The sequence below is a fragment of the Sphingomonas sp. 7/4-4 genome, from assembly GCF_027941955.1.
Taxonomy (GTDB): domain Bacteria; phylum Pseudomonadota; class Alphaproteobacteria; order Sphingomonadales; family Sphingomonadaceae; genus Sphingomonas.
The window spans coordinates 331,012-352,447 of the sequence record NZ_CP115960.1 but is presented as its reverse complement, the minus strand read 5'-3'; the positions used below and the strand labels follow the sequence as shown (position 1 = coordinate 352,447).

The 21,436-nt window shown below is 66.8% G+C and carries 14 protein-coding genes and 6 pseudogenes; 4 read left to right on the top strand and 16 right to left on the bottom strand.

What is annotated here, in order from left to right:
* Positions 1-17 precede the first annotated feature (17 nt).
* The 12 genes and pseudogenes from PIB19_RS01775 to PIB19_RS01720 form a co-directional block, all read right to left on the bottom strand.
* The gene (locus PIB19_RS01775) at positions 18-1,910 is read right to left on the bottom strand and encodes an XrtA/PEP-CTERM system amidotransferase (protein ID WP_271239436.1); all 1,893 of its coding nucleotides are present in this window, start codon (positions 1,908-1,910) and stop codon (positions 18-20) included.
* Positions 1,874-3,448, bottom strand: coding sequence for an exosortase A (gene xrtA, locus PIB19_RS01770; RefSeq protein ID WP_271239435.1), 1,575 nt, complete (start codon positions 3,446-3,448; stop codon positions 1,874-1,876). The genes PIB19_RS01775 and xrtA overlap by 37 nt, the downstream gene beginning before the upstream one ends.
* Positions 3,445-4,644: a TIGR03087 family PEP-CTERM/XrtA system glycosyltransferase gene (locus PIB19_RS01765; protein WP_271239434.1), complete on the bottom strand. Its 1,200-nt coding sequence runs from the start codon at positions 4,642-4,644 to the stop codon at positions 3,445-3,447. The genes xrtA and PIB19_RS01765 overlap by 4 nt, the downstream gene beginning before the upstream one ends.
* Positions 4,644-5,707: pseudogene (locus PIB19_RS01760) on the bottom strand (FemAB family XrtA/PEP-CTERM system-associated protein). The gene PIB19_RS01765 and the pseudogene PIB19_RS01760 overlap by 1 nt, the downstream one beginning before the upstream one ends.
* A pseudogene (locus PIB19_RS01755) lies at positions 5,704-6,545 on the bottom strand (XrtA system polysaccharide deacetylase). Before PIB19_RS01755 ends, PIB19_RS01760 begins: the two co-directional pseudogenes overlap by 4 nt.
* Positions 6,546-6,550: 5 nt before the next feature.
* Positions 6,551-7,678 (bottom strand): ExeA family protein, encoded by a 1,128-nt coding sequence (locus PIB19_RS01750; protein ID WP_271239433.1) that lies wholly within the window; start codon positions 7,676-7,678, stop codon positions 6,551-6,553.
* A gap of 15 nt (positions 7,679-7,693) precedes the next feature.
* Positions 7,694-9,295, bottom strand: coding sequence for a hypothetical protein (locus PIB19_RS01745; protein WP_271239432.1), 1,602 nt, complete (start codon positions 9,293-9,295; stop codon positions 7,694-7,696).
* A gap of 1 nt (position 9,296) precedes the next feature.
* Positions 9,297-10,303, bottom strand: a pseudogene (locus PIB19_RS01740) (AAA family ATPase); the annotation flags it as partial.
* A 1-nt stretch (position 10,304) separates the two neighbouring features.
* Positions 10,305-11,816 (bottom strand): XrtA system polysaccharide chain length determinant, encoded by a 1,512-nt coding sequence (locus PIB19_RS01735; RefSeq protein ID WP_271239431.1) that lies wholly within the window; start codon positions 11,814-11,816, stop codon positions 10,305-10,307.
* Between the two features lie 12 nt (positions 11,817-11,828).
* A complete protein-coding gene (locus PIB19_RS01730) occupies positions 11,829-12,470 on the bottom strand; it encodes an XrtA/PEP-CTERM system exopolysaccharide export protein (RefSeq protein ID WP_271239430.1) in 642 nt (213 codons plus the stop codon).
* Between the two features lie 100 nt (positions 12,471-12,570).
* Positions 12,571-13,762, bottom strand: a pseudogene (locus tag PIB19_RS01725) (pyridoxal-dependent decarboxylase, exosortase A system-associated).
* Positions 13,763-13,865: 103 nt separating this feature from the next.
* A pseudogene (locus tag PIB19_RS01720) lies at positions 13,866-15,355 on the bottom strand (acyl-CoA ligase (AMP-forming), exosortase A system-associated); the annotation flags it as partial.
* A 75-nt stretch (positions 15,356-15,430) separates the two neighbouring features.
* Here PIB19_RS01720 and PIB19_RS01715 point away from each other — a divergent pair.
* From PIB19_RS01715 to PIB19_RS23435, 4 genes are read left to right on the top strand one after another with little or no spacing between them, the layout of a single operon-like run.
* Positions 15,431-15,703, top strand: a complete 273-nt coding sequence (locus tag PIB19_RS01715; protein ID WP_271239429.1) for an acyl carrier protein — start codon at positions 15,431-15,433, stop codon at positions 15,701-15,703.
* Positions 15,700-16,341 (top strand): hypothetical protein, encoded by a 642-nt coding sequence (locus PIB19_RS01710; protein WP_271239428.1) that lies wholly within the window; start codon positions 15,700-15,702, stop codon positions 16,339-16,341. Before PIB19_RS01715 ends, PIB19_RS01710 begins: the two co-directional genes overlap by 4 nt.
* Positions 16,329-16,721 carry a hypothetical protein gene (locus PIB19_RS23440; RefSeq protein ID WP_443018676.1) on the top strand — a complete coding sequence of 131 codons (393 nt, stop codon included), beginning with the start codon at positions 16,329-16,331 and terminating at the stop codon, positions 16,719-16,721. The genes PIB19_RS01710 and PIB19_RS23440 overlap by 13 nt, the downstream gene beginning before the upstream one ends.
* Positions 16,714-17,121, top strand: coding sequence for a hypothetical protein (locus PIB19_RS23435; RefSeq protein ID WP_443018674.1), 408 nt, complete (start codon positions 16,714-16,716; stop codon positions 17,119-17,121). Before PIB19_RS23440 ends, PIB19_RS23435 begins: the two co-directional genes overlap by 8 nt.
* Position 17,122: 1 nt before the next feature.
* Here the strand turns inward: PIB19_RS23435 and trxB are convergent.
* The 4 genes and pseudogenes from trxB to PIB19_RS01685 all read right to left on the bottom strand — a co-directional run bounded on the left by trxB (position 17,123) and on the right by PIB19_RS01685 (position 21,307).
* Positions 17,123-18,095 (bottom strand): annotated as a pseudogene (gene trxB, locus PIB19_RS01700) (thioredoxin-disulfide reductase).
* A gap of 188 nt (positions 18,096-18,283) precedes the next feature.
* Positions 18,284-18,928 (bottom strand): TonB-dependent receptor domain-containing protein, encoded by a 645-nt coding sequence (locus tag PIB19_RS01695; protein ID WP_271239427.1) that lies wholly within the window; start codon positions 18,926-18,928, stop codon positions 18,284-18,286.
* Positions 18,929-18,986: 58 nt separating this feature from the next.
* Complete coding sequence (locus PIB19_RS01690) at positions 18,987-19,856, bottom strand: TonB-dependent receptor domain-containing protein (RefSeq protein WP_271240885.1); 870 nt, start codon at positions 19,854-19,856, stop codon at positions 18,987-18,989.
* Positions 19,790-21,307, bottom strand: a complete 1,518-nt coding sequence (locus PIB19_RS01685; RefSeq protein WP_271239426.1) for a TonB-dependent receptor plug domain-containing protein — start codon at positions 21,305-21,307, stop codon at positions 19,790-19,792. The genes PIB19_RS01690 and PIB19_RS01685 overlap by 67 nt, the downstream gene beginning before the upstream one ends.
* Positions 21,308-21,436 lie beyond the last annotated feature (129 nt).

Below are 21,436 nucleotides of genomic sequence, written 5' to 3'. Positions count from 1 at the left end.
CCGGGACGATCGAGGCCTCAGCCGAACAGTCGTTCGAGGCTCCGCTCCAGCATCAGCAGCTGCCACAAAGTCCGTCCATGTTCGGCCCGCCCGGCCTTGTGGTCCGCCGCCAGCTTCTCGATTGCTGCGGGTTCGAACCAGCCGGTCCCGGTGAGCACGCGCGATTTCGCCAGCGCCGCCGCCTCGTCGGCCAGAGCGTTACGGAACCAGGCGCTGATCGGCGTTACGAACCCCATTTTGGGCCGGTAGAGGATTTCCTTGGGCAGCCAGGGCTCGAGCGCCTTCTTCATCAGCCATTTGCCCTGCCCCGCCTTGATCCGCAGCGAAGGCGGCAAGGTCGCGGCGAATTCGACGAGCCGATAGTCGAGCAAGGGCTCGCGCGCCTCGAGGCTCACCGCCATGCTGGTCCGGTCCACCTTGGTCAGGATGTCGCCGGGCAGCCAGTGCTGGATGTCGGCATATTGCGCGCGATCGAGCGCGTCGCGGGCCGGTGCCTTGCGCATGGTATCGACATAACGCTGCTCGGCGGTGTGCCCGGCGAGCGTGTGCTTCGCGGCGCTGGTATAGAGCCGGTCGCGCAACGCGGGGCTCGTGACGCCCACTGCCTTCGAATAAGCGAACTCGCCATTCTCGGCCAGTGCGAGCAAAGTCGTCTTCGCGCGAAACGCCCGCGGCGCCCAGTCGGCTTTGGGATAAAGCCGCCCCAAGGTCCCGAAAACGCTCGTTCGAAACTTCTCGGGGAACAGCGCACGCGCGCGCTCCTCGGCGGCGAAGAATTTGTAGCGGCGGTAGCCGGCGAACGCCTCGTCCGCGCCGTCGCCCGACAGCGCCACGGCCACCGTCTCGCGCGCCAGCTCGCACACCCGGTAAGTCGGCAATGCCGATGCGTCGGCAAAGGGCTCGTCAAACGCCGTGACCAGCGTGTCGATCAGCGCGAAATCGTCCGAACCGACGATTCTCGATCGATGTGCGGTCGCAAAGCGTTCGGATACGCGTCTGGCATAATCGCTCTCGTCGTGCCCGGCCTCGTCGAAGCCGATCGTGCAGGTCTTGACCGCCGCCTTGCTCGCCTCGGCCATCAAGGCGACTACCGCGCTGCTGTCGACGCCGCCCGAGAGGAACGCCCCCAACGGCACATCCGCGATCATCCGCGCGCGCACCGCCGCCCGCATCCGCTCGATCAGTTCGGCTTCGAGATCGCGGGTCTTGCCCGTCGCGCGGTTCGAGAAGTCCAGGTCCCACCAGCGCACCGGTTGCGGCATGCGCTTGCCTCGCTGGAGCAGCAGGAAGTGGCCGGCGGGGAGCTTCTTCACACCCACCAGCAGGGACGCGTCGTCCGGCACATAACCGAGCCCGAGATAATCCTCGACGGCACGAAAATCCGGCCGCCGACGGAACAGCGGATGCGCCAGTAACCCCTTGATTTCGGAAGCAAAAGCCACGCCGCCATCTGCGAGCTTCGTGTAGACGAGCGGCTTGACCCCGAACCGGTCGCGCGCGAGGAAAAGGCTCTGCTTCTCCGCGTCATACAGTGCGAAGGCGAACATCCCGTTCAGCTTTTCGAGCATCCCCGGACCCCAGGCCCGCCAGCCATGGAGCAGTACCTCGGTATCGCTCTCGGTCTGGAACCGCGCGCCCTTCGCCTCGAGCTCGGCGCGCACTTCCCGGAAATTGTAGATCTCGCCATTGTACGTGACGACCACGCTCTGGTCCGGCGTCGCCATCGGCTGGACGCCGCCTTCGAGATCGATGATCGATAGCCGTCGATGCCCGAGGCCCACGCCCGGCGCGGTCCACACGCCCGCTCCGTCGGGCCCGCGATGCGCCAGCGCGTCGCGCATCGCCACGATGCGGGCGGGGTCCACGGGTTTCGCTATGGCGGGGTAATAGAGCCCCGCGATGCCGCACATCGTCTAGCGACCGGCCATGCGGTCGGCGAACGCGTCCACGGGCCCGAGCGCGCCGAGAAAGTCCTCGATCGCCGCCTGCGCGCCTTGATCCGGCCCTTGCTCGGCCGACACCAGAACGGCGACCGCGGCCTGATTGCCCCCAGCACCTTGGTCTTCAACGTCTCGAACTTCACGCGTTTGTCGCTCCCGGTCAGCGTATCGCCGACGCGGTACCAACTAACCGTCGCGCGTTCCACCCGCCCCGGGCCGGTCATGCGCAGCGCGTAGCCGCCCGCCAGGTCCGGCAGGTCGGCGATGCGCACCCAGCGATCATTCTCGCGGATCGCGCCGATGCCGAAGCCGACCAGTTCCTTGCCTTCGTGCTGGCTGGCATAGACGGCGACGGCAAGATCGACCGTCCTGCCGCGCCCGTCGGCATAATGACCGATCAGGAAATGATCCGCACCCGGATAATGAGGCGACCAGGGCGCGACCGTGCTCGATCCAACGCGGTGCCAGCCGGCGACCTGCGGCAGTTCGACGTTCGCCGGCAGCGGCGCTGCGCGCGCGGCGATCAGGCTCGACCAGCCGAGGAACAGGCTCGCGACCGTCAGTGCGAGCAACGCCGTCACCGATGCCCCTGCGCGGCCCGTGACCGGTCCCTGCAGCCCCAATGGATCGAACCATGCCGCATCTGGATCGCGATCGAACCATTTCCAGCCGATCGCAAGCACCGCCGCCATCACCGCCGCGAAGAACACCCAGCCATAGACGATATGATCCATCCCCGTGGCCGCCTCGACCGAAGTCCACCACGCGGCATAGATCGTCCCGAACGCGCGCAACCCGTTGGCGATCACCGGCACCACCAGCGCCATCGCGAGGAACGCCGCGCGGCGTGTCCATGAGACGTAGCAGACATTGGCGACGAGCACGCCGAACGCGATCATCGCGATCACGAACTTGGCACCCGAACACGCTTCGGCGACTTCGAAATAGCCGTTGGAGGTGGTGATCAGCACGCCGTCGACGCTTGCCGGCACCCCGAACAAATGGAGCAACGGCATCACCATCGCGACGGTGATGTCCTGCAGCGGCCCTTCGAGGAAATCGCCGAAGGGCACGAGGAAGAACATATACGCCAGCGGAAACAGCAGCGCGCGGCCGACATTGGGACCGAGCACGCTCACTGCAGTCCCCTGCAGCATCAGCACCAGCCCGGCATGGCGGAACAATGCGACGCCTGCGGCATCGCCGAGCAGCCAGCCGAGCCCGCCCGCTCCGACCAGCGCCAGCCCCGGCCACCAGCCCTGCGGCTGCACCAGGACAAGCTCGCGCCGCCGCTGCCAGACCAGCCAGCCGATCACCGGCGCGACGAACAGGCAGTGCCCGAAGGTAGTGTTGGTCCAGTAGATCGCCGCGAGATCGATCGCGTCGCGGCGGAACAGCAGCAAGAGCACCACCCAAGCCCCCGCGAGAATCGCCGCGTGCCGCTTCCAGCGCGCATCGAAACGCGCCTCGTCCCGAGTGAAATCGCTCTGCGGCACCGCGACGGTCATGCCGCTCGCCCCAGACGCGGCGGCAAGCCGATAAGGCCATCGAGCGGCGCCAGCCGTGCGTCCCAACCATAGCGCGCCATCACACGCGCCCGGGCAGCGAGGCCAAGCTCGGCGGCTTTCCGCCGATCCGACAGCAGCAGCGTCACGGCATCCGCGATGTCCCCGCCACTGGTGGCGACCGCGATCGTTCCCTTGTGGTCGATGCCTTCCGCCGCGGCGCTCGAAGCCACAACCGGCCGCGCCATCGCCATTGCCTCGAGCACCTTGTTCTGGATCCCGCGCGCGAGCTTGAGCGGTGCCACCACCAGTGCCGCTGCGGCGAGCCAGCCGCGGACATCCTCGACTTCGCCGGTCACGATAACATCGCCGCTTTTCGCCAGTGCCTTCACCGCCTCGGCGGGATTACGGCCGACGATCGCGAAGCGGACATCGGGATGCGTTGCGCGCACGCACGGCAGGATGTCCTCGGCGAACCAGGTCACTGCCTCGATATTGGGGCGATAGTCCATCTGGCCGGTGAAGACGATCAACGCTGGCCCCGCATCCACGTGCGCGAAATCCGCCGCCGGATCGAAATGCGTGGTGTCGATGCCGTTCTCGATCGCCTGCACGCGCTCGGCGTCGGTGCTCTGGCGAAACAAACTTGCTTCGGCCTCGCTAACGAACAGGCTCGCATCGGCGCGTGCCGCGACAGCGCCCTCATAAGCCATCAGCAGCCGCGCCTCGCGCGCCAGTATCCAGCGCATCGGTCCCTTCGCCGCCTCCGCATAGGACGCGAACTTCGCCGAATCCATGTCGACGAAATCCATTATCACACGGGCATGCGGCTCGGCCGGCAGATATTGCGCCATCTGGCTCGAGAAGACGAAGATCGTCTCCACATCCTCGCGCGCCAGCACGTCCACGACGGTGCGCCGCATCGCCGCATCGTCGAACGCGGCGAGCGACAGCGGCCGCCCCGACGCCAGCGCCTGAACCCCTGCCACCGCCTGCGATTTCCTCCGCCGCACGATCGCGCGGCTGGCGGTGAATTCGGCCAGCTCCGGGCGGTTCATATCGCGAGGATCGTCGGCAAAAGCGGCGAGGTGGACGCGCCGGTGCTTCGCCAGGTGCCGGAGCATGTGGAAGCTGCGGATCTTGTCGCCGCGATCGGGCGGATACGGCACGCGGTGCGCGAGGAAGAGCACGTCCCCCATCAGCCCAACCCCTGCGCGATCCACGGACCGATGCGGTTGGCGAGCCATAGCGGCATGCGCTTCCACGCCTTTACCTGCAGGGTGTACTTCGGATCGAGCGGATTCACTTTCCGGGGCGCCGCACCGTCGGCTGCGCGGGAAAAATAGGCCAGCGGCTCCGGCTCGAAGCCCCAGTTCTTCTTGAACGCCGCCGCGCCCGTCCCCGTCTTGGACCGCCCGAAATCGAAGCGCTTGCAGCCGCGCTCGCGCGCATGCCGCATCAGCCCGAAATACATTGCATCGTTGGCCCGCAGCGCCCGCGCCGCATCGCCGCCTCCGCCCCAATAGGGATATACGACGTCTTTCCAGTAGAGGCTCAGCACGCTCGATACGCCCATGCCGTGGTGGCGCACGGTCAGGACGTCGGCGGCCTCGCCGAATTCGTTCAGCACTTCGGAAAACAGCGTACGCGGAAACACCGGCGTGCCGAGATTGCGTACCGATTCCGCATAGAGCGCATAGTGCGTCGCCGCGTCGTCTCCGGTGACGACCTCCAGTTCGTTGCCGAATGACCGCCGCACCTCGGCGCGCTGCTTCCGGGGATCGCGAGCAGTTCGGCCTCGTCGTCCTGCGCAAGATCGCGCACGAAGCCGAGATAGGTACTATCGTCGACGTGCCAGTCCGGCCCGGGCAGCGCCCCGCCGCGCAGTTCGACGCTCGGGCAGCTCAACCGTCCGGCAAGCGCCCAGGCTGCCTCGGCCAGTGTGCGCACAGTAGCCGCATTGTCGGCGAGCACGCCTCCACCGACCCCGAACCCTGCCGAAACCAGCGCCCGCCCGAATAAGGGCGAGTGCATCTCGGTCAGCGGCAGCACGCCGGCGATATCGCCATTGCCGCGCTCGGCGACGAGGTAATGGCTCTTCTGCCGGCACCCGCGGGCCACCGCCACGCTCCACGCCGGCAGATGGAACGGCGTAGCTTCCGGATGGTCGTGTACCCAGGCGCCGAACCGCGCACGCTCGCCCGCATCGCCCAGATCGGCGGCACGCAGGGCCAGCGGGCGGGTCAGCAGCGGCGCGTTCATTGCAGCCGCTCCGCTTCGCGCGCGGCGATCGCGTCCATCCGCCCCCAGGCATGGGTGGCGATCAGCCGCTCGAGCTTGCCCGCCATCGCGCCGAGCCGGGCATAATGCCGCAGCCTCGACTTGAGCGGCGCATTGGCGACGCGCGGCTGGTCGGGATCGACTTCCCAAGGGTGGAAATAGAAGACCGCGGGCGAACCCGCTGCATTGGCAGTGCGCACCGCGCGATCGGTCACGCTATTGGGCAGCAGCCGGAAGAACCCGCCCCCGCGGTGATCTCGCGTCCCGCAAACCGGGCAATGGTGATCGGCAGCTCGATCAGCTCGGCATCGCCGACCGGTCGGAAGGCGCGGCGCGGCGCTTCGGGCCAGCCATAATGATCGTGCCGGATAGGCGCGATGCTCGACGAATAACGATAACCCGCCTCGGCCAGTTCGGCATGCGCCCAGGGCGTCCGGAGATCGATCGAGAAGCTCGGCGCACGATAGCCGGTCACTTCGGTGCCGCTCGCATCCTCCAGCGCCGCCCGGGCATCGGCCAGATCCTTGCGAAACTGCTTCGGCTCCATCGTGAAGACGCGCTGGTGCGCCCAGCCATGGCTGGCCACTTCGTGCCCTGCTTCGGCGATGCGGCGGATCAGCGCGGGATAGCGTTTCGCCACCCAGCCGAGCGTGAAAAACGTCGCTTGCACCCCGGCCGCGCCGAACAGCGCCAGCACGCGATCGGTGTTCGCCTCGACGCGATGCTCGAGCCCGTCCCAGTCATCGCGCGCGATCGTCTTTTCGAACGCCCCGACCTGAAACCAGTCCTCGACATCTACCGAGAGGCCGTTGACCAGCATGTCGGTCAGGCCGCGTGCCCGCGCAGGCTCGACAAGTCCGGACGGCGATCGCTGTCGCCGCTCTCGACCCAATCGACCAGCAGGGTCAGCACCCGGCGCAGCGCCGCATCCTGCTCCTGGAGCTGCTTCTCGAGCTCGGCAATCCGGCGATCGAGCGGGGCTTCGGCGACGGGCGCAGGCGTCTCGACAACGGTTTCGGCGCGCAGCGGCCGTGCCTCGACCGGCTCCGACGGCATCGGCGTGCCCATCGCCATGGGCGCGATGTCGCGTAGCTCGAGCGGCTCGACCGGCGCATGGTTTTGGACGGGTGCGACGCGCGCCGGGGCATCGTTGTCGAGATCGTCGATCACTGCCGCCAGCTCGGCCGCGCCGAACGTATCGAGCTGTTCGATCGCGCCGAACAGCATCACGCGGCCGGCGAGCTGGTTCACCCGGCGCGGAATCCCGCCAGACCACCGGTGGATCGCCACCAGCGCATCGTTGGTGAAGCGCGGCTTGCCCCGCCAGCCGACGCACGACAGGCGGTGCAGCAGATAGGGCTCGACTTCATCGGCATCCATCGGCGCGAGATGGTGCATCGCTATCACGCGCTGGCGCAATTGCTCGAGCTTGCCGTCGTGCAGCGTCAGCCGGAATTCGGGCTGGCCGAGCAGGAAGATCTGGAGCAGCGCATAGCCGCCGGCCTGGAAATTGGAGAGCATGCGCAGCTCCTCCAGGCTCTCCGCCGGAAGCGCCTGCGCTTCGTCGATGATCAGCAAGGTGCGGCGACCGTCACGCGCGACCGCGTGCAGGCCATGCTCCACTGCCGCCAGCATCGCCGACTTGCTCGCGCCGTTCGCGTCGATCTCGAGCCCCGCGCAGACGGTCTGGAGCAGGTCCTCGGGACGCAGCTGGGTCGAGACGATCTTGATGACGTTGAGCCGCTCTTCGTCGATCTCGCCGAGCAGATGGCCCATCAGCGTGGTCTTGCCCACGCCGGGATCGCCGGTGATCACCACGAAGCCTTCGCCCTGGCTCAGCCCATAGCCGAGATAGGCCATCGCCTTGCGATGCGTCGCGGTGTCGAACCAGAAGCGCGGGTCCGGCGTGAGCTGGAACGGCCTGCCGCTCAGTCCATAATGATCGTCGTACATCTGCGTGCCTCGGTCCTAGAATCCGTAGCGGAGCCCCACCAACGCCTGCGCCTGCGCAGTCGCGTTGGAATCGCCTTCCCTGTCGAAGCCGAACAGCCCGAGCGACGCCGTCGCCCCGAGCGGTCCGAACATGTGCGTGTAAGCGGTGTTCGCGCCGTAGCCGACAATGCCCTGTGCCCCGGCGAGATCGCTATTGTAGTAGCTGCCGAACACGCTGGTGCTGATCGATCCGTTGCGGCCGACGTCGCCCGAGGCGAAGAGCTGCGCGTAGATGCTCTCGTCCGACGTGCCGTCGATGCTCACCCCGCCCACGCTCTGCGGCGTGAGGAAGGTGCGGCGCGCATAGCCGCCGCCCACGCCGATCCGCGTGCTGCCGCGATTGAGCACCGCGACGCCGGTGACGCCGCGCGAGCGATAGGCCGACGTCACCGTCGATGCGAACACCTGGTTGAGGCAGCCGCCCGCCGCGGCGCCGGTGGTGCCGAAGATGCAGCCGCTGAATTGGTTGCCGAACGGATCGGTGGTGTTGACGAAGCTGGTCGGCAGCCGCGTGAGCGAGCCGTTGAGCTGCTGCCCGAAGGTCTCGACGCTGTCGTAGACGCCGATCTGCACGCCGCTGCCCGGACCGATCTGGTAGCTGGCCGAGCCGGTATAGCTCATCGAACCGTAGCGGCGGCCCACACGCGCCTCGAGGAAGGTGCGGCGGCTGGGGCGCCAGATCACGCCGGCATCCCAGAAGGTGCCGTCGAAATTATAAGCGATCCGGCGCGGCGAGGACGGATCGGTGACGAAGCGGCCATTGCCGTCGATCACCGGCAGGCCGCCGCTCAGCAACGCATCGCGCTGGCTGACCTCGATCTTCTCATAACCCACGCCCGCTGCGAGCGCGACGCCGCGGCCGACCGGGAGCACTACGTCGCCGCGGGCGAACTTGCCCTCGAAGCGCTGATCGAGCTGCCCGGCATCCTCGCGGGTGAACGAACCGCTGGCAGTAACGCCCACAGGCAGCCCGTTGCCCGATTTCACGCCGACGCTGGCGGTCGCGACATGAACCTTGGAATCATTGTAGCGATCGAGCGGCGGCGATCCGGCCGGAACGCCGGTGCCGCCATTGGGCGCCTCGACCTTGGTGTAACCGAAGCGATAGGCGGCATTGGCGAATACCTTGCCGACATGCGTGGCGAGGCTCGGCCCGGCATAGACCGAATAGACCTGGCTGCTGTTGCGGACATTACCCTGCGCGGTGCCCAACGCATCGCCGCGGATGTCGGAACGGCCGCGCGTCGCGATGGCGCCGCCTTCCATCGTAAGCTCAGGCGTGATCTTCGCGCGCGCCTGGACAAGGCCGCTGTGCATCGAATCGTCCGCGAGATCCTTGTCGTACGAGAAGCGGTGCTCGTATTGGTAGCTCACCTGTACCTCGACGCGGCGAGTGGTCACCTGCGCATCGATGCCGGCGCCGACCGTCGAATAGGTCAGCACGTCGCCGCCATTGCTCAGATCGGAGACGAGCACCTGGCTCGCCTCGATATAGGGTGATACCCGCGTGCGCTGGGCAGTGGCCGGCGAGGCCGCGCAGACGAGCGCGACCATGGTGGCGATGATAAGCCGGGTCACTCCCCGCCTCCCCGTAATAATTGCCGAACCGGCGACCGCCGGGCTGGAACGAAACCGAATTGAGCAGCAGCTGGATATGCTCGCAGCCGTCGAGAACGCTGACCGCCTCGCGCAGGTCGCTCTCGCTGGTGCGATCGGCGCGGACGACGAGCATCACCTGCCCGGCCTGTGCCGCGAGTACCGCCGCGGGCGACGCCGCGAGCGCGGGCGGTGAATCGAAAATCACGATACGGCGCGGATTGGCCTTTGCCAGTCCGTCGAGGATCGCGCGGGCACGGTCGCTCGCCAGAAGCTCGGTATCGTTGTTGGTCCTGGTGCCCGCCGGGAGTACCGAGAACTGCGGCACGTCGGTATCGACGATGCACTCCTCGACATTGGCAACGGTTCCGGCCAACGCGTCGAGCAAGCCAGGCCCTCAGGAAGCCCCAGCCGGCCGAGCACATCCGGCTTGGCGAAATCGGCGTCGACGAGCAGGATCTCCATGTCCTTCTCGGCCGCCATCGAAAGCGCGAGGTTGATCGCGCAGAAGGTCTTGCCTTCGTCGGGCCGTGCCGAGCAGACGAGGATCATCCGCGCACGATCGGCGGCCTTGGCGCCGTCCTTCGTCGCCACCGCGCGTGCGGTGAGCAGCAGCTGGCGCTTCACCATGCGGAATTCCTCCGCCATGGCAGTGATCTGTCCACCGGGGACGAGCATCCCGCCCTCGCGGAGCGCGATGCGGTCTATCGGTGCATAAAGGCGTCCGGTGTGCGGCGCGGGCTTCGGCTCCGGCTCGGCCCGGAGGGGCGCAGGCGCCTCGGGCTCGACGCCGCGACGCAGCAGCGGCGCCTGCGGTTCGGGGGCCGGCATCTCGCGCACGGGCTCGGGCGCGGGGACGCTCAGCGTCAGCGGCTCTTCGTCCGGCGTCGCGATCGGCGTGCGCGCAACTGCCGGCCGAGAGAAGCCATATTGCTCCGCCGCCCGCTCGAGCAGCGAGCCGCGATAACGGCGCGGGGTTTCGTCGTTCATCTCAGGCCCCCATGCCGCGCTGGAGGAATTCTACGCCGAGCAGCCCGACGAACGCGATCACAAGCCCCGCGGTGGCGCCGGCGAACATCATCAACTTCCTGCGACGCATCTCGATTTGCGCTGCGGTGACCACTTCGGCGATCGACCCGATCACCGGCATGCCGCTCGCTTTCTCCAGCCGGGAAGCGGTGGAGAAGGTCGTGGTCAGCTGCGCCAGCCCGAATGCTCCGGCAACGCCTGCGCCGAGACCGAGGATCAGCACCCCGGTGAGCAGCAGCGGACGATTTGGCGCGGTCGGTGCGCGCGGCAGCGTTGGCGGATCGACGACGTTGAACTTCACTGCGTCGGTCTCGGTCTGCGCCTGGCTGCGGATGCGCACCTGCTCGCGGTCCGAGAGAAGCTTGTCATACTGATCCTTGAGGACCTGATATTCGCGGTCGATCTGGCCCTGCTCGGCGGCGAGCCCGGGCGCCCCGGCCATCTTGGCCTCGAACTGGTCGAGATCGCTTTCGATCTGGCCCCTGCGCTGCGTGAGCGCGGCGACGGTCGAGGCCTTGTCGGCCTGCATCGACTTGAGGCTCAGATAGAGCGGGTTGCTGGCGCCAGCCGCGCCACCCACGGCCGGTTCGGCGCGCGCCGCCGCCTGCGCCGCGGCGAGCTGGTTGTTGAGTGCGATCATGTCGGGATGGCTGTCGGTCCAGCCGCGGCTGCGGCCTTCGGCGAGCTGGCCCTGGATCGCCTGGAGCCGCGCACGCGCCGGCCCGGTGACCGGGGCGCCCTGGCCTGCGACGTTCATCGGCGTTCCCGCCATCTGTCCGTTCACTGCGCTGAGGCCGCTCTGCGCCGCCGCGAGGTCCGACTCGATCTGCGAAAGCTGGGCGCGCGCCGCGCCGATGCGATCGTTGAGCGAGCCGGTGCCCGGCAGCGAACCGAGATAGCGTGCCGCGAAATCGGCCTTCTTGGCCTCGGCTTCCTGCAGCGCCTTCTGGCGCACGTCGAGCTGCTGGTCGAGGAAGCGCAGCGATTGCCCGCTGGCATCGCGGCCATCGGCGAGATTCTCCTCGACGAAGATGTCGATCAGCTTCTGCGTGATCTGCTGCGCCATCTTGCCGCTCGGCGCAGTGACGCTGATCTCGAACAGATTGTCCTGCTGCGCGGTGAGTTTGATCGCCTTTTGCAGCCCCGCGATCCGATCGGCGACGTCGCGGTCGGTCGAAACGGTCCTGGCGAGATCGGTGCCGCGCACGACCTTGTCGAGATTGACCGCCGAAGTCAGCGTCTGGCGGACGCGATCGATGTCGCGCTGCTGCGCGGCCGCCGAAGCGCCGCCGTCGGTCGGCAGGATCTGCCGCAGCTGGACGAAGATCCGCGCGCGCGATTCATAGCTGCTCGGCATCTGCGACACGACCAGCCACCCGGCGAGGCACAGTCCCCAGGCGATCGCGAGCGCGAGCCAGCGCCGCATCCATACCGCGTGCAGCGCGGCGCGCAGTTCGTCGAAAAGGCTACCCATGTTCCGCGATCCTCAGAACATGCTCTCGGGGATGATCAGAACATCGCCCGGTGCGAGGCGGACGTTCGCCGAAATGTCTCCGTTCTTGAGCAGATCGCCCAGGCGGATCTTGTACTCGCGCTGCTTGCCGGTCTGCTGGTCGTAGCGGACGAGCCGCGCGCGGTTGCCCGAGGCGAATTCGCTCAAGCCCCCGACGGCGATCATCGCATCGAGCGCAGTCATGTTGGCGCGATAAGGGATCGATGCCGGCTTCTCGGTCGCGCCGACGACGCGGACCTGCTGGCTGTAGGTGCCCGAGAAATTCTCGACGATCACCGATACGATCGGGTCCTTGATATATTCGCCGAGCGCGTATTTCAGATCGTCCGCGAGCATCGCCGGGGTCTTGCCCACGGCGGGCATGTCGCTGATCAGCGGCGTGGTGATGCGGCCGTCGGGGCGCACCTGGACCTTCGCCGACAGCTCGGGATTGCGCCACACGAAGACGTTGAGCTGGTCCATCGGACCGATGACATATTCCTCGCTCGGCGCCTCGCGTCCCGCGACGGCACCCGCGGGCGGCAGTTCGGGACGGTTGCCCCCGGAACATCCCGACAGCAAAGCGGCAGTGACGCCAAGTCCCGCCAAAACCCTGCCAAACGACTTGAAAAACATGCTCGAGCTCCCTCCCCGGCAGGGTCGAACACGGCCAACGTCTCGGCCGCTTCCCCGCCTGGATCAGGGCAAGCTATGGTCTTCAGAGGTAAAGATAGCGTTAGGCGTGGTTCGCCCCGATCAGCACTTCGCGCACCGGCGGATGGCCGAGGAACGCCGAAGGGCTGGCAGTGGCGCCATAGGCTCCCGAGGCGAAGATCGCGATGACGTCACCCACCGCCGCCGTGGGTAAGGCCACCCGGTCTGCCAGCCGATCGAGTGGCGTGCACAAAGGCCCGACGATCGTCACGGTCTCCTCGGCTGGGTCTTGCATCCGATGGGCCACCGCCACCGGATAATTGCGGCGGACGACGGTGCCGAAATTGCCGGTCGCCGCGAGATGATGGTTGAGCCCGCCGTCGACGATCAGGAAGGTCTCCCCTGGCTCACTTTCCGGTCGATCACCCGTGCGAGATATACCCCCGCCTCGCCCACCAGCCAGCGTCCCAATTCGATTGCATACTGCGTATCGAGCTGGTCGAGCTCGCCCGCCAGCGCCGCACCGATCGCCTCGACGTCGAGCGCCACGTCGCCGGGGAAATAGGGAATGCCGAACCCGCCCCCAGATTGACCAAAGGCGGCGCGCGGTGCGCTTCCTCGGCGATCCGCGCCGCCAGCGCCACCGTCGCCGCCTGGGCCTCGATCACTGCCTGCGTGTCGAGCGACTGCGATCCGGCGAAGATGTGCAAGCCCCGCCACTCGGCACCGCCGATGATCAACCGCTTGACCAACCCTGCGACATGCTGCGCCTCGACGCCGAAAGGCGAGGCGCGCCCGCCCATCTTCATTCCGGATCCGCGCAGCTCGAAATCGGGATTCACCCGCACCGCGAGCTTCGGGCGCATCCCCAGCATCCCCCGATCGCCAGCGCGCGCTGTCCCTCGCTCTCGGACTCGACATTGAGCGTCACTCCCGCCCGGATCGCCAGCTCGATTTCGGCATCGCGCTTGCCCGGCCCGGCAAAGCTGATCGCATTCGCCGCCATGACGTCGAGTGCCCGGTCCATCTCCCCGCCGAGGCGACGTCGAGCCCGTCGACCAACGGCGCGATCGCCTTGAGCAGCGCCGGCATCGGGTTGGCCTTGATCGCATAATGCACGGCGACACCTGCTGGCAGCGCCGCCGCAACCGCGCGATCCGCGCCGCGACGATGCGAAAGTCATAGACATAGGCCGGGGTCACCTCGTCGAGCCAAGGCAGTGCGTCGAGGTCCCGGAATTCGGGCGGTATCGGGCCGAAGGGTTTGGCGTTCATGATTCCCCTCCCCGTTCGGCCTGAGCTTGTCGAAGGCCCGTCCTCCTTCACGCCTGCCACCCAAGGAGGAGAACGGTGCTTCGACAAGCTCAGCACGAACGGTAGAGAGCGATGCCTTCAGCGCCGTCCGGTCCAGCTTCCCATTGGCATTGCGCGGCAATTCCGGGCGCCAGTCATAGCGCGCCGGCTGCATGAAGCTCGGCAACTCCCTCCGCAGCCGCTCGCGCAGATCGTGCTCACGCGAACCGTCACCCCGCGCCACCACCACGATCGTCTGCCCCAGCCGCTCGTCCGGCACGCCGAACGCCGCCGCCTCGGCCACTTCGCCGCCGCTGAGCACCGCATCCTCGATCTCGGTGGGGCTGATCCGGTTACCCGCGCTCTTGATCATCTCGTCGTCACGTCCGACGAAGCGGAGCAATCCGTCCGCATCCTCCACCACCGTATCGCCCGACCACACCGCCATGCCACCGCTTGTGGCGAATTCGGGGGCCGGACGGAAGCGCTGTGCGGTGCGCTCCGCATCCCGCCAATAGCCCTGCGCCACCAGTGGCCCGGCATGGACCAGCTCGCCCGGCTCGCCCGGCGCCGCGCGGCTGCCGTCGGCACGTACCACCATGATCTCGGCAAGGGGATCGCGCGGCCGATCGAGATCCGGATGCACGTCGACCAGCGAAGGCTCCAGATAGGTCGAACGAAACGCCTCGGTCAGTCCGTACATCGGATAGAGATCTGCGTTCGGAAACTGCTCACGTAGCCCGCGCACCAGCCGCGGCGTCAGCGCGCCGCCCGAATTGGTCAGCCGCTTCAGCCGCGCCGCGGTCTCCACCGGCCATTCCGCCTCCAGCAATTGCACCCACAGCGGCGGCACCCCGGCCAGGCTGGTGACGTCATGACGCTCCACTGCCTTCACCACGTCGCGCGCGATCAGATAATCGAGCGGGATCACCCGCCCCCGCGGCCCAGGTCGAGAAGAGCTGGTTCTGCCCATAATCGAAGCTCAGCGGCAGCACGCCGAGCACGCGATCCTCAGAACTGATCTGAAGATAATGCGCTACACTTATGGCACCGAGCCATAAATTGGCATGACTCAGCATCACGCCTTTGGGCCGGCCGGTCGAGCCGGAAGTGTAGAGGATCGCCGCCAGCGCATCGGTATCGGCGCGCGAAGGCGGCAGCACATCGTCGGAAACGAGTTCTTCCTCGGTAACGACCGTGCAGCCATCGGGCAGGTCACCCCGCTCCAGCGCCGCGATCCGCGCCGCTTGCGTCACCAACAACCGCGCGCCGCTGTCGGCGAGGATATGCGCCGCTTGCGCGCGCTTGAGCACCGGATTGACCGGCACATGCACCAGCCCCGCGCGCGGGGCCGCCAGCGGCATCAGGCAAGCCGTGCGCGTCTTGGGCAGCCAAGTCGCGACGCGCTCGCCCGCCGCGAACCCCTGCCCCGCCAGCCAATGCGCGATGCTGCCAACCCTGGTTTCGAGCTCCCCATAAGTCAGCCCCCACCCGATCTTCCAGCGCCACGGCGCCCGCCGCGCCGCACCCGGGCAGCGTGTCGATCGGTTTCGGAACGGGATCGAGCTCGGTCATCATCACCGACCTTAGCCTTGGCAGCGCACCCGCCAAGCCTTACGGAGACGAAAAATCGCTCGCAGGGGATATGCATTGCAGCGCGAAGGGTTCGCAGAGGTTGAAAACGCCGTGCGCGGGGTGCTGCGCGACGTGCTGGGGTTGAGCGAAGAGCGCGCCGCCGCGTTCCACGAGGACACGCCCTTGTTCGGCGCGCTCCCCGAACTCGATTCGCTCGCGGTGGCGGGCGTGCTCACGGAGATCGAGGATCGGCTCGGCATCCTGATCGAGGACGACGAGGTCGACGGCGAGATGCTCGAGACTTTCGGCGCGCTCACCCGCTTCGCCGCCGACAAGGCGCTCGGTTGATCGACCATTACGACTGGGCCGGTGGCCGCGAGGCGATGCTTCGCTCCGGCCCCGATACCGGTCCGGTCGTAGTCGCGGCGCTTCCGCTGTTCGAGGAAGCCAATCGCACACGGGCATTCGTCGTCAGGATCCTGCGCGCGCTGGCCGAGCGTGGCATTGCGGGCGCGCTGCCCGATTTGCCCGGACAAAGCGAAAGCCTCGTTCCGACCGACGCGGTCCGCCTCGCGCACCTTCGCGATGCCTTTGCGACTGCGGCACGCCATGCGGACCGCACTGCCTATGCGCTCGGCATCCGCAGTGGGGCGCTGCTCGACGTCACCGCCATGCTGGGCGGACGCTGGCATTTCGCGCCAACCACAGGCCCCGACTTGCTCCGCGAACTCGAGCGACTGCGTCAGGCCGGCGGTGGTGACGAATATGGCGGCAACCCGGTTTCTCCGATACTGCTCGGCGAACTCCCCGCGGCCGGCATTACCGCGCAGAGCCGCACGATCCGTCTGGAGAGCGACGCCCGCCCGGCCGATCTCAAGGTTCCGGGCGCGCCTCTCTGGCGCCGGACCGAGCCCGACAACGACCCTGCGCTGGCCGCATCGCTCGCCGACGACATCGCCGCATGGGTGCGCGCATGCGAAAGCTGATCGAATTCCCCTGCGCCGGCGAGACGCTGTTCGGCACGCTCGACGAGGCACCCGGCACTACCGGCCTGCTGATCGTCTCTGGCGGCAACGAGATCCGCGTGGGTGCGCACCGGGGTATGGCGCTGCTCGCCGGGCGGCTCGCCGAAGCAGGGCATCCGGTCTTTCGCTTCGACCGCCGTGGCGTCGGCGACTCGAGCGGCGAGAATCATGGCTTCGAGAGCAGCCCGGACGATATTGCCGCAGCCGCAGCCGCATTTCGCCAGGCCGCCCCCACCTCACCCGTATCGCCGCGTTCGGCAATTGCGACGCGGCCACCGCCCTCGCCTTCTTCCACGCCCGCGCGGGGATCGACCAACTGGTTCTCGCCAACCCTTGGGTAATCGAAGCAACCGACGACCTACCCCCGCCGCAGCGATCCGCGCGCGCTATGCCGAGCGGCTGCGCGATCCGCGCGAATGGGTCCGGCTGCTGCGAGGCAGCGTAGATATTCGGAAGCTAGTCAGTGGCTTACTCAAGGTTTATCGCGCAAAATCTCAGCAAGAGAACGGCCTTCCCGCCCGGTTGGCAACCGCACTCGGGGAGGCGCGCATTCCCGTCACCGTCTTGCTGGCAAAGGGCGACAACGCCGCGATCGCCTTCCGCGACGCCTGGGCCGGACCAGCCTTCGAAGCCGCCCGCGCCAAGGCCGGGATCGAGGAGTTGGACAGCGCCAGCCACAGCTTCGCCTCGGTGGGGGACAAGCAATGGCTCTTCGAACAAATTCTGAAGAAACTGTCCTAGATCACTCCGCTGCTTCGGCGACCTGCTCGAAATCGGCCTCCGCAAGGAAGCGTTCGGCGTCGAGCGCAGCCATGCACCCGGTGCCCGCAGCGGTGATCGCCTGGCGGTAATGCTTGTCCATCACGTCGCCGCACGCGAACACGCCGGGGACGTTGGTCCGCGTCGTGCCCTTCTCGACGGTGATATAGCCGTCGTCGTCGAGCGCGATATGGCCACGAAACAGCTCGGTCGCCGGATGATGCCCGATCGCGACGAATCCGCCATCCACTTCGAGCGTCGAGACCTCGCCGGTCACCATGTCCTTCAATTCGATGCCGACCAGCCCGGCAACACCGCCACCGTCGATGAACCGCTCGACCTTCTTGTTCCACAGCGTGGTGATCTTCTCGTTCGCGAACAGCCGCTGCTGCAGGATCTTCTCGGCACGCAGACTGTCGCGGCGATGGATCAGAGTCACATCGTGGCTGTGATTGGTGAGGTAGAGCGCTTCCTCCACCGCGGTGTTGCCGCCGCCGATCACCGCTACCTTCTTGCCGCGGAAGAAGAAGCCGTCGCAGGTCGCGCAGGCACTGACGCCCTTGCCCTTCAGCAGCTCCTCCGAGATCGAGCCCGAGCCACTTGGCCTGCGCGCCGGTGGCGATCACGAGGGTGTCGCCGATATAGACCGTGCCGCTATCGCCCACCATGCGGAACGGCCGCTGGCTGACGTCCACTTCGACGATCGTGTCCCACAGCATCTGCGCGCCGACATGCTCGGCCTGCGCCTGCATCTCCTGCATCAGCCACGGCCCCTGGATCACTTCACGGAAGCCGGGATAATTCTCGACATCGGTGGTGGTCATCAGCTGGCCGCCGGGCTGGATACCCTGCACCACGATCGGTGAAAGTCCGGCGCGCGCGCCATAGATGGCGGCCGAGAGCCCGGCCGGGCCCGAGCCGAGGATGAGCATGCGAGTCGAATGGGTAGCGGTCATGTCGTATCCAGAATCAGCGTTGCCGCATCTAGGGGTTGGGCATCGCCCGACGCAACATGGGTTGCGCACCTCTGCCCGCCGACAAATCAAATCTGTGGACGAGTGAAGCCCGACCGCCCCTCAAAAAGGGCCCACCCCGGGGGAAGGGGTGGGCCATCGGGGAGGCTCTTCGAGTTCAGGAATTCAGATTAGAAGTTGAGCGTCGCTCCCACTGCGATCTGGCGGCCGAGCGAGTCATACCGCGCCGACAGCGTGTTGCTGCGCGACAGGCCGTAATTATACGAATTCGGCAGGATCGGCGGCGTCTTGTCGAACAGGTTGTTCGCCGAGATCCGGAACGAATAGGCCTTGTTCACCCGGAAGCTGAGCGCCAGGTCGATATAGTCATAGGGATCGATCCGGTAGAAGGTCGTCCGCTCGCCCGCCGCGGTCCAGCCCAGCGCCGCATCGCCCGAGTTCGTCACGTTGGTGAGCGGACCCAGATGGCGCCAGTTCACCGAGGCGCTGAAGAACTGGTCGGCAGTGGTGTAGGTGGTGCGGAGCGCATGGGTCCATTTCGGGATCAGCTGACCGCAGCCGCCGCCATAGTAACCGGCGCAATTATACTTGGGCAGGATCGGCGAATCCTGGCCGCCCGCGAGGGTGGTCAGCGAGCCCATGAAGTCGAAGTCGAGCCGGCCCGCGCCGCCCAGCGGGAGTGCATACTGGCCCTGGAAATCCCAGCCGTGCGACTTGCTCTTATAGTAGTTGGTCGTACCGCCCCGGAGATAGCCGGTGGCCGGATTGCCGGCCGGCGCGCTGTAGAGCGTGCCATCGGCGTTGCGCACGAACATCCGGCAGAAGAAGTCGTTGCCGGTGGCAAGGCACCCGTTCGAGAAATAATCGTAGTCGTTATAGCCGATCGAGATCGTTCAGATCGATCATGAACCGGTCGACCGAGAGCGTCAGGCCCGGCAGGAACCGTGGCCGCAATACGAGGCCGAAGGTCTTGGTATAGGCCGTTTCCGGATCGACGGTGAAACCGCCGCGGCGCACCGTGCAGCCGACGTCGGTCGGGCACAGCAAGGTGGGGCTGCCATAGAGGTTGGCGGCCAGCCCCGTGGCGGCGCACACTGCCTGCGACGCCTGGGGAGCGCCATAGACCGGAACCTGCTGGCCCGTGTTCGGGTCGGTCGTGGTCCCTACGCGGGTCGGCGCGCAGATGTCGTTATACGCAGTCGTGATGCGGTCGTAGCTGAGGTTGCTGCCCTGATACGCCTCGACCACGGTCGGCGCGCGCTGGGCGCGGTTGATCGAGGCGCGGAACGTGATGTCCGGGATCGGCGCCCACAGCGCTTCCGCCTTCCAGGTCGAGAAGGTGTTCGGATTGCTGCTGTACTTCGAGAGGCGGTACGCGCCGTTGAACTGCAGCAGGTCGGCGAACGGCTTGTGCTGCGCGATCGGCACCTGGAGCTCGACATTGCCTTCCCAGACATGCTGCGACAGGCTCTGGTCGGTTCCGCCCATATTGTCGCGCCAGAGCTGGTCGGCAAAGCCCTCGAGCTGGTCTTCGCGGAATTCCGCGCCGAACGCGATCGCCACGCCCTGCTCCGCCCACGGGCTCTTGATGCCATAGGTGCCGAGGTCGCCCTGCACCGTCGCGATGACGTTGTAGAGCTTGTTGATCGTGGTCTGGCTGCCGTAGCTGTCGCGCGTCAGATAATCGAACACCGCCGTATTGTTGACGGTCGAGCGCGAGCTGAACGGATCGAGGGGAGACAGCCGTCGGCCGCGCCCGAAGCGCAGGTCGGCACGCCGCCGACGTTGACGACGTTCAGTGCGTTGTTGACTAGATCGACGGACGGAAACGACCAGCTCCAGTCCTGCTGGTTGCGCGCATAGACGCCGCCGACATCGTAGCTCCAGCCCTCGGCGAAATCACCGCGGACGCCGCCGGTGATGCGCAGCCCTTCGTTCAGATAACGGTCCTCGAGGTCCGGCACGCCGCTGAAGCGATAGCGCAGCTCGATCGGCACCATGGCACTGGTCCCTGCCTGCGCGCCGCAGATCACCTGCGCCTGCGAGGCGGAGAGGAACGGGTTGTTGCAGTTCACCTGATAGGGCGCCGAGCCGAAGGCGGTGTAGCTGTAGAGCCGCGCGGGGAAGCCGTTGGCCGACTTGTCGCGGAACCACATGCCGCTGGCATAGAGTTCTGCCGCGTCCGAGATCGCGAACGACGCGAAGCCGCCGGCATTCCAGCGCTCGTTCCTGCGCTGGAAGGAATAGTCGCTATAGGGATTGGCAGCGACTGCGTCCGAAAAGGGAACGAAGCTACGGCTGCCGTCCGGATTGTTGACATATTGGTTGCCGTTATTGGCGCCGGTGCGCGGCGACACGTAACCGTGATAGCTGTAGGTCGAAGTCGAACAGGCCAGCGGCCCGTCCTTGACGTTCTCGATCAGCTGACAACCTGCGGTCTCGCGCGCCTCATTGGGCACGAGCTCGCCCTTGCGATAATTGACATAGCCGGAGACGTGGAAGCGGTCGTCGAACAGCTTGGTGCCCGCGGTCAACGACAGGTCGATACGGCCGCCATCGACTGCGAGGCCGTGGCTGGGCTGCCCGAAGCCATATTGGCTGGCAACCTGCGAAACGAGGCCCGGCTGATTGTCGTGGGCGTAGAAATTGTAATTCCCGTTGAGCTGAATGCCCTCGAAGTCGTTCTTCATGATGAAGTTGACGACACCGGCGACCGCGTCCGAGCCGTACACCGCCGAAGCGCCGCCGGTCAGGACATCGACGCGCTGGATCAGCGAGGTCGGGATCATATTGACGTCGACGCCGTTCATCGTGCCGACGCGCTTGCCGTCGATCAGGGTCAGCGTACGTTCGAAACCGAGATTGCGCAGCTTGACGCGCTGGCGGCCGTCCGAATCCTGATAATTCTGCTGGCTGTCGGGCGCGATCTGCGGAATGCGGTTGAGCACTTCCTCGATGTTCACTGCCGCCTGGGCACGGATCGATTCGGAAGTGACCGACGTGATCGGCGCCGCGGCCGTCATGTTGGGACGGGTGATGCGGCTGCCGGTGACGATGATGTCACCCTCGCTGGTACCCTCGTTCTGCGCCGCCGCGGTGCTGGCGGGAGTGTCGGCTTCCTGCGCCATCGCAGGCACCGCGAACAGGGCTGCAAGGCAAGTCGTGCCCAGTAGCAATCGATTCAAACGTGACATCCGGTGACCCCTTTTATCGTTGATTATTTGTCGATCTGCGTCGTTCCCCCGCGGCACGCCGTTTTCGGCGCCGACCGCGAGGCACGAAGCTTCTGCTCGGCCGCTTGCGGCCGGATTTGAACGTATCGC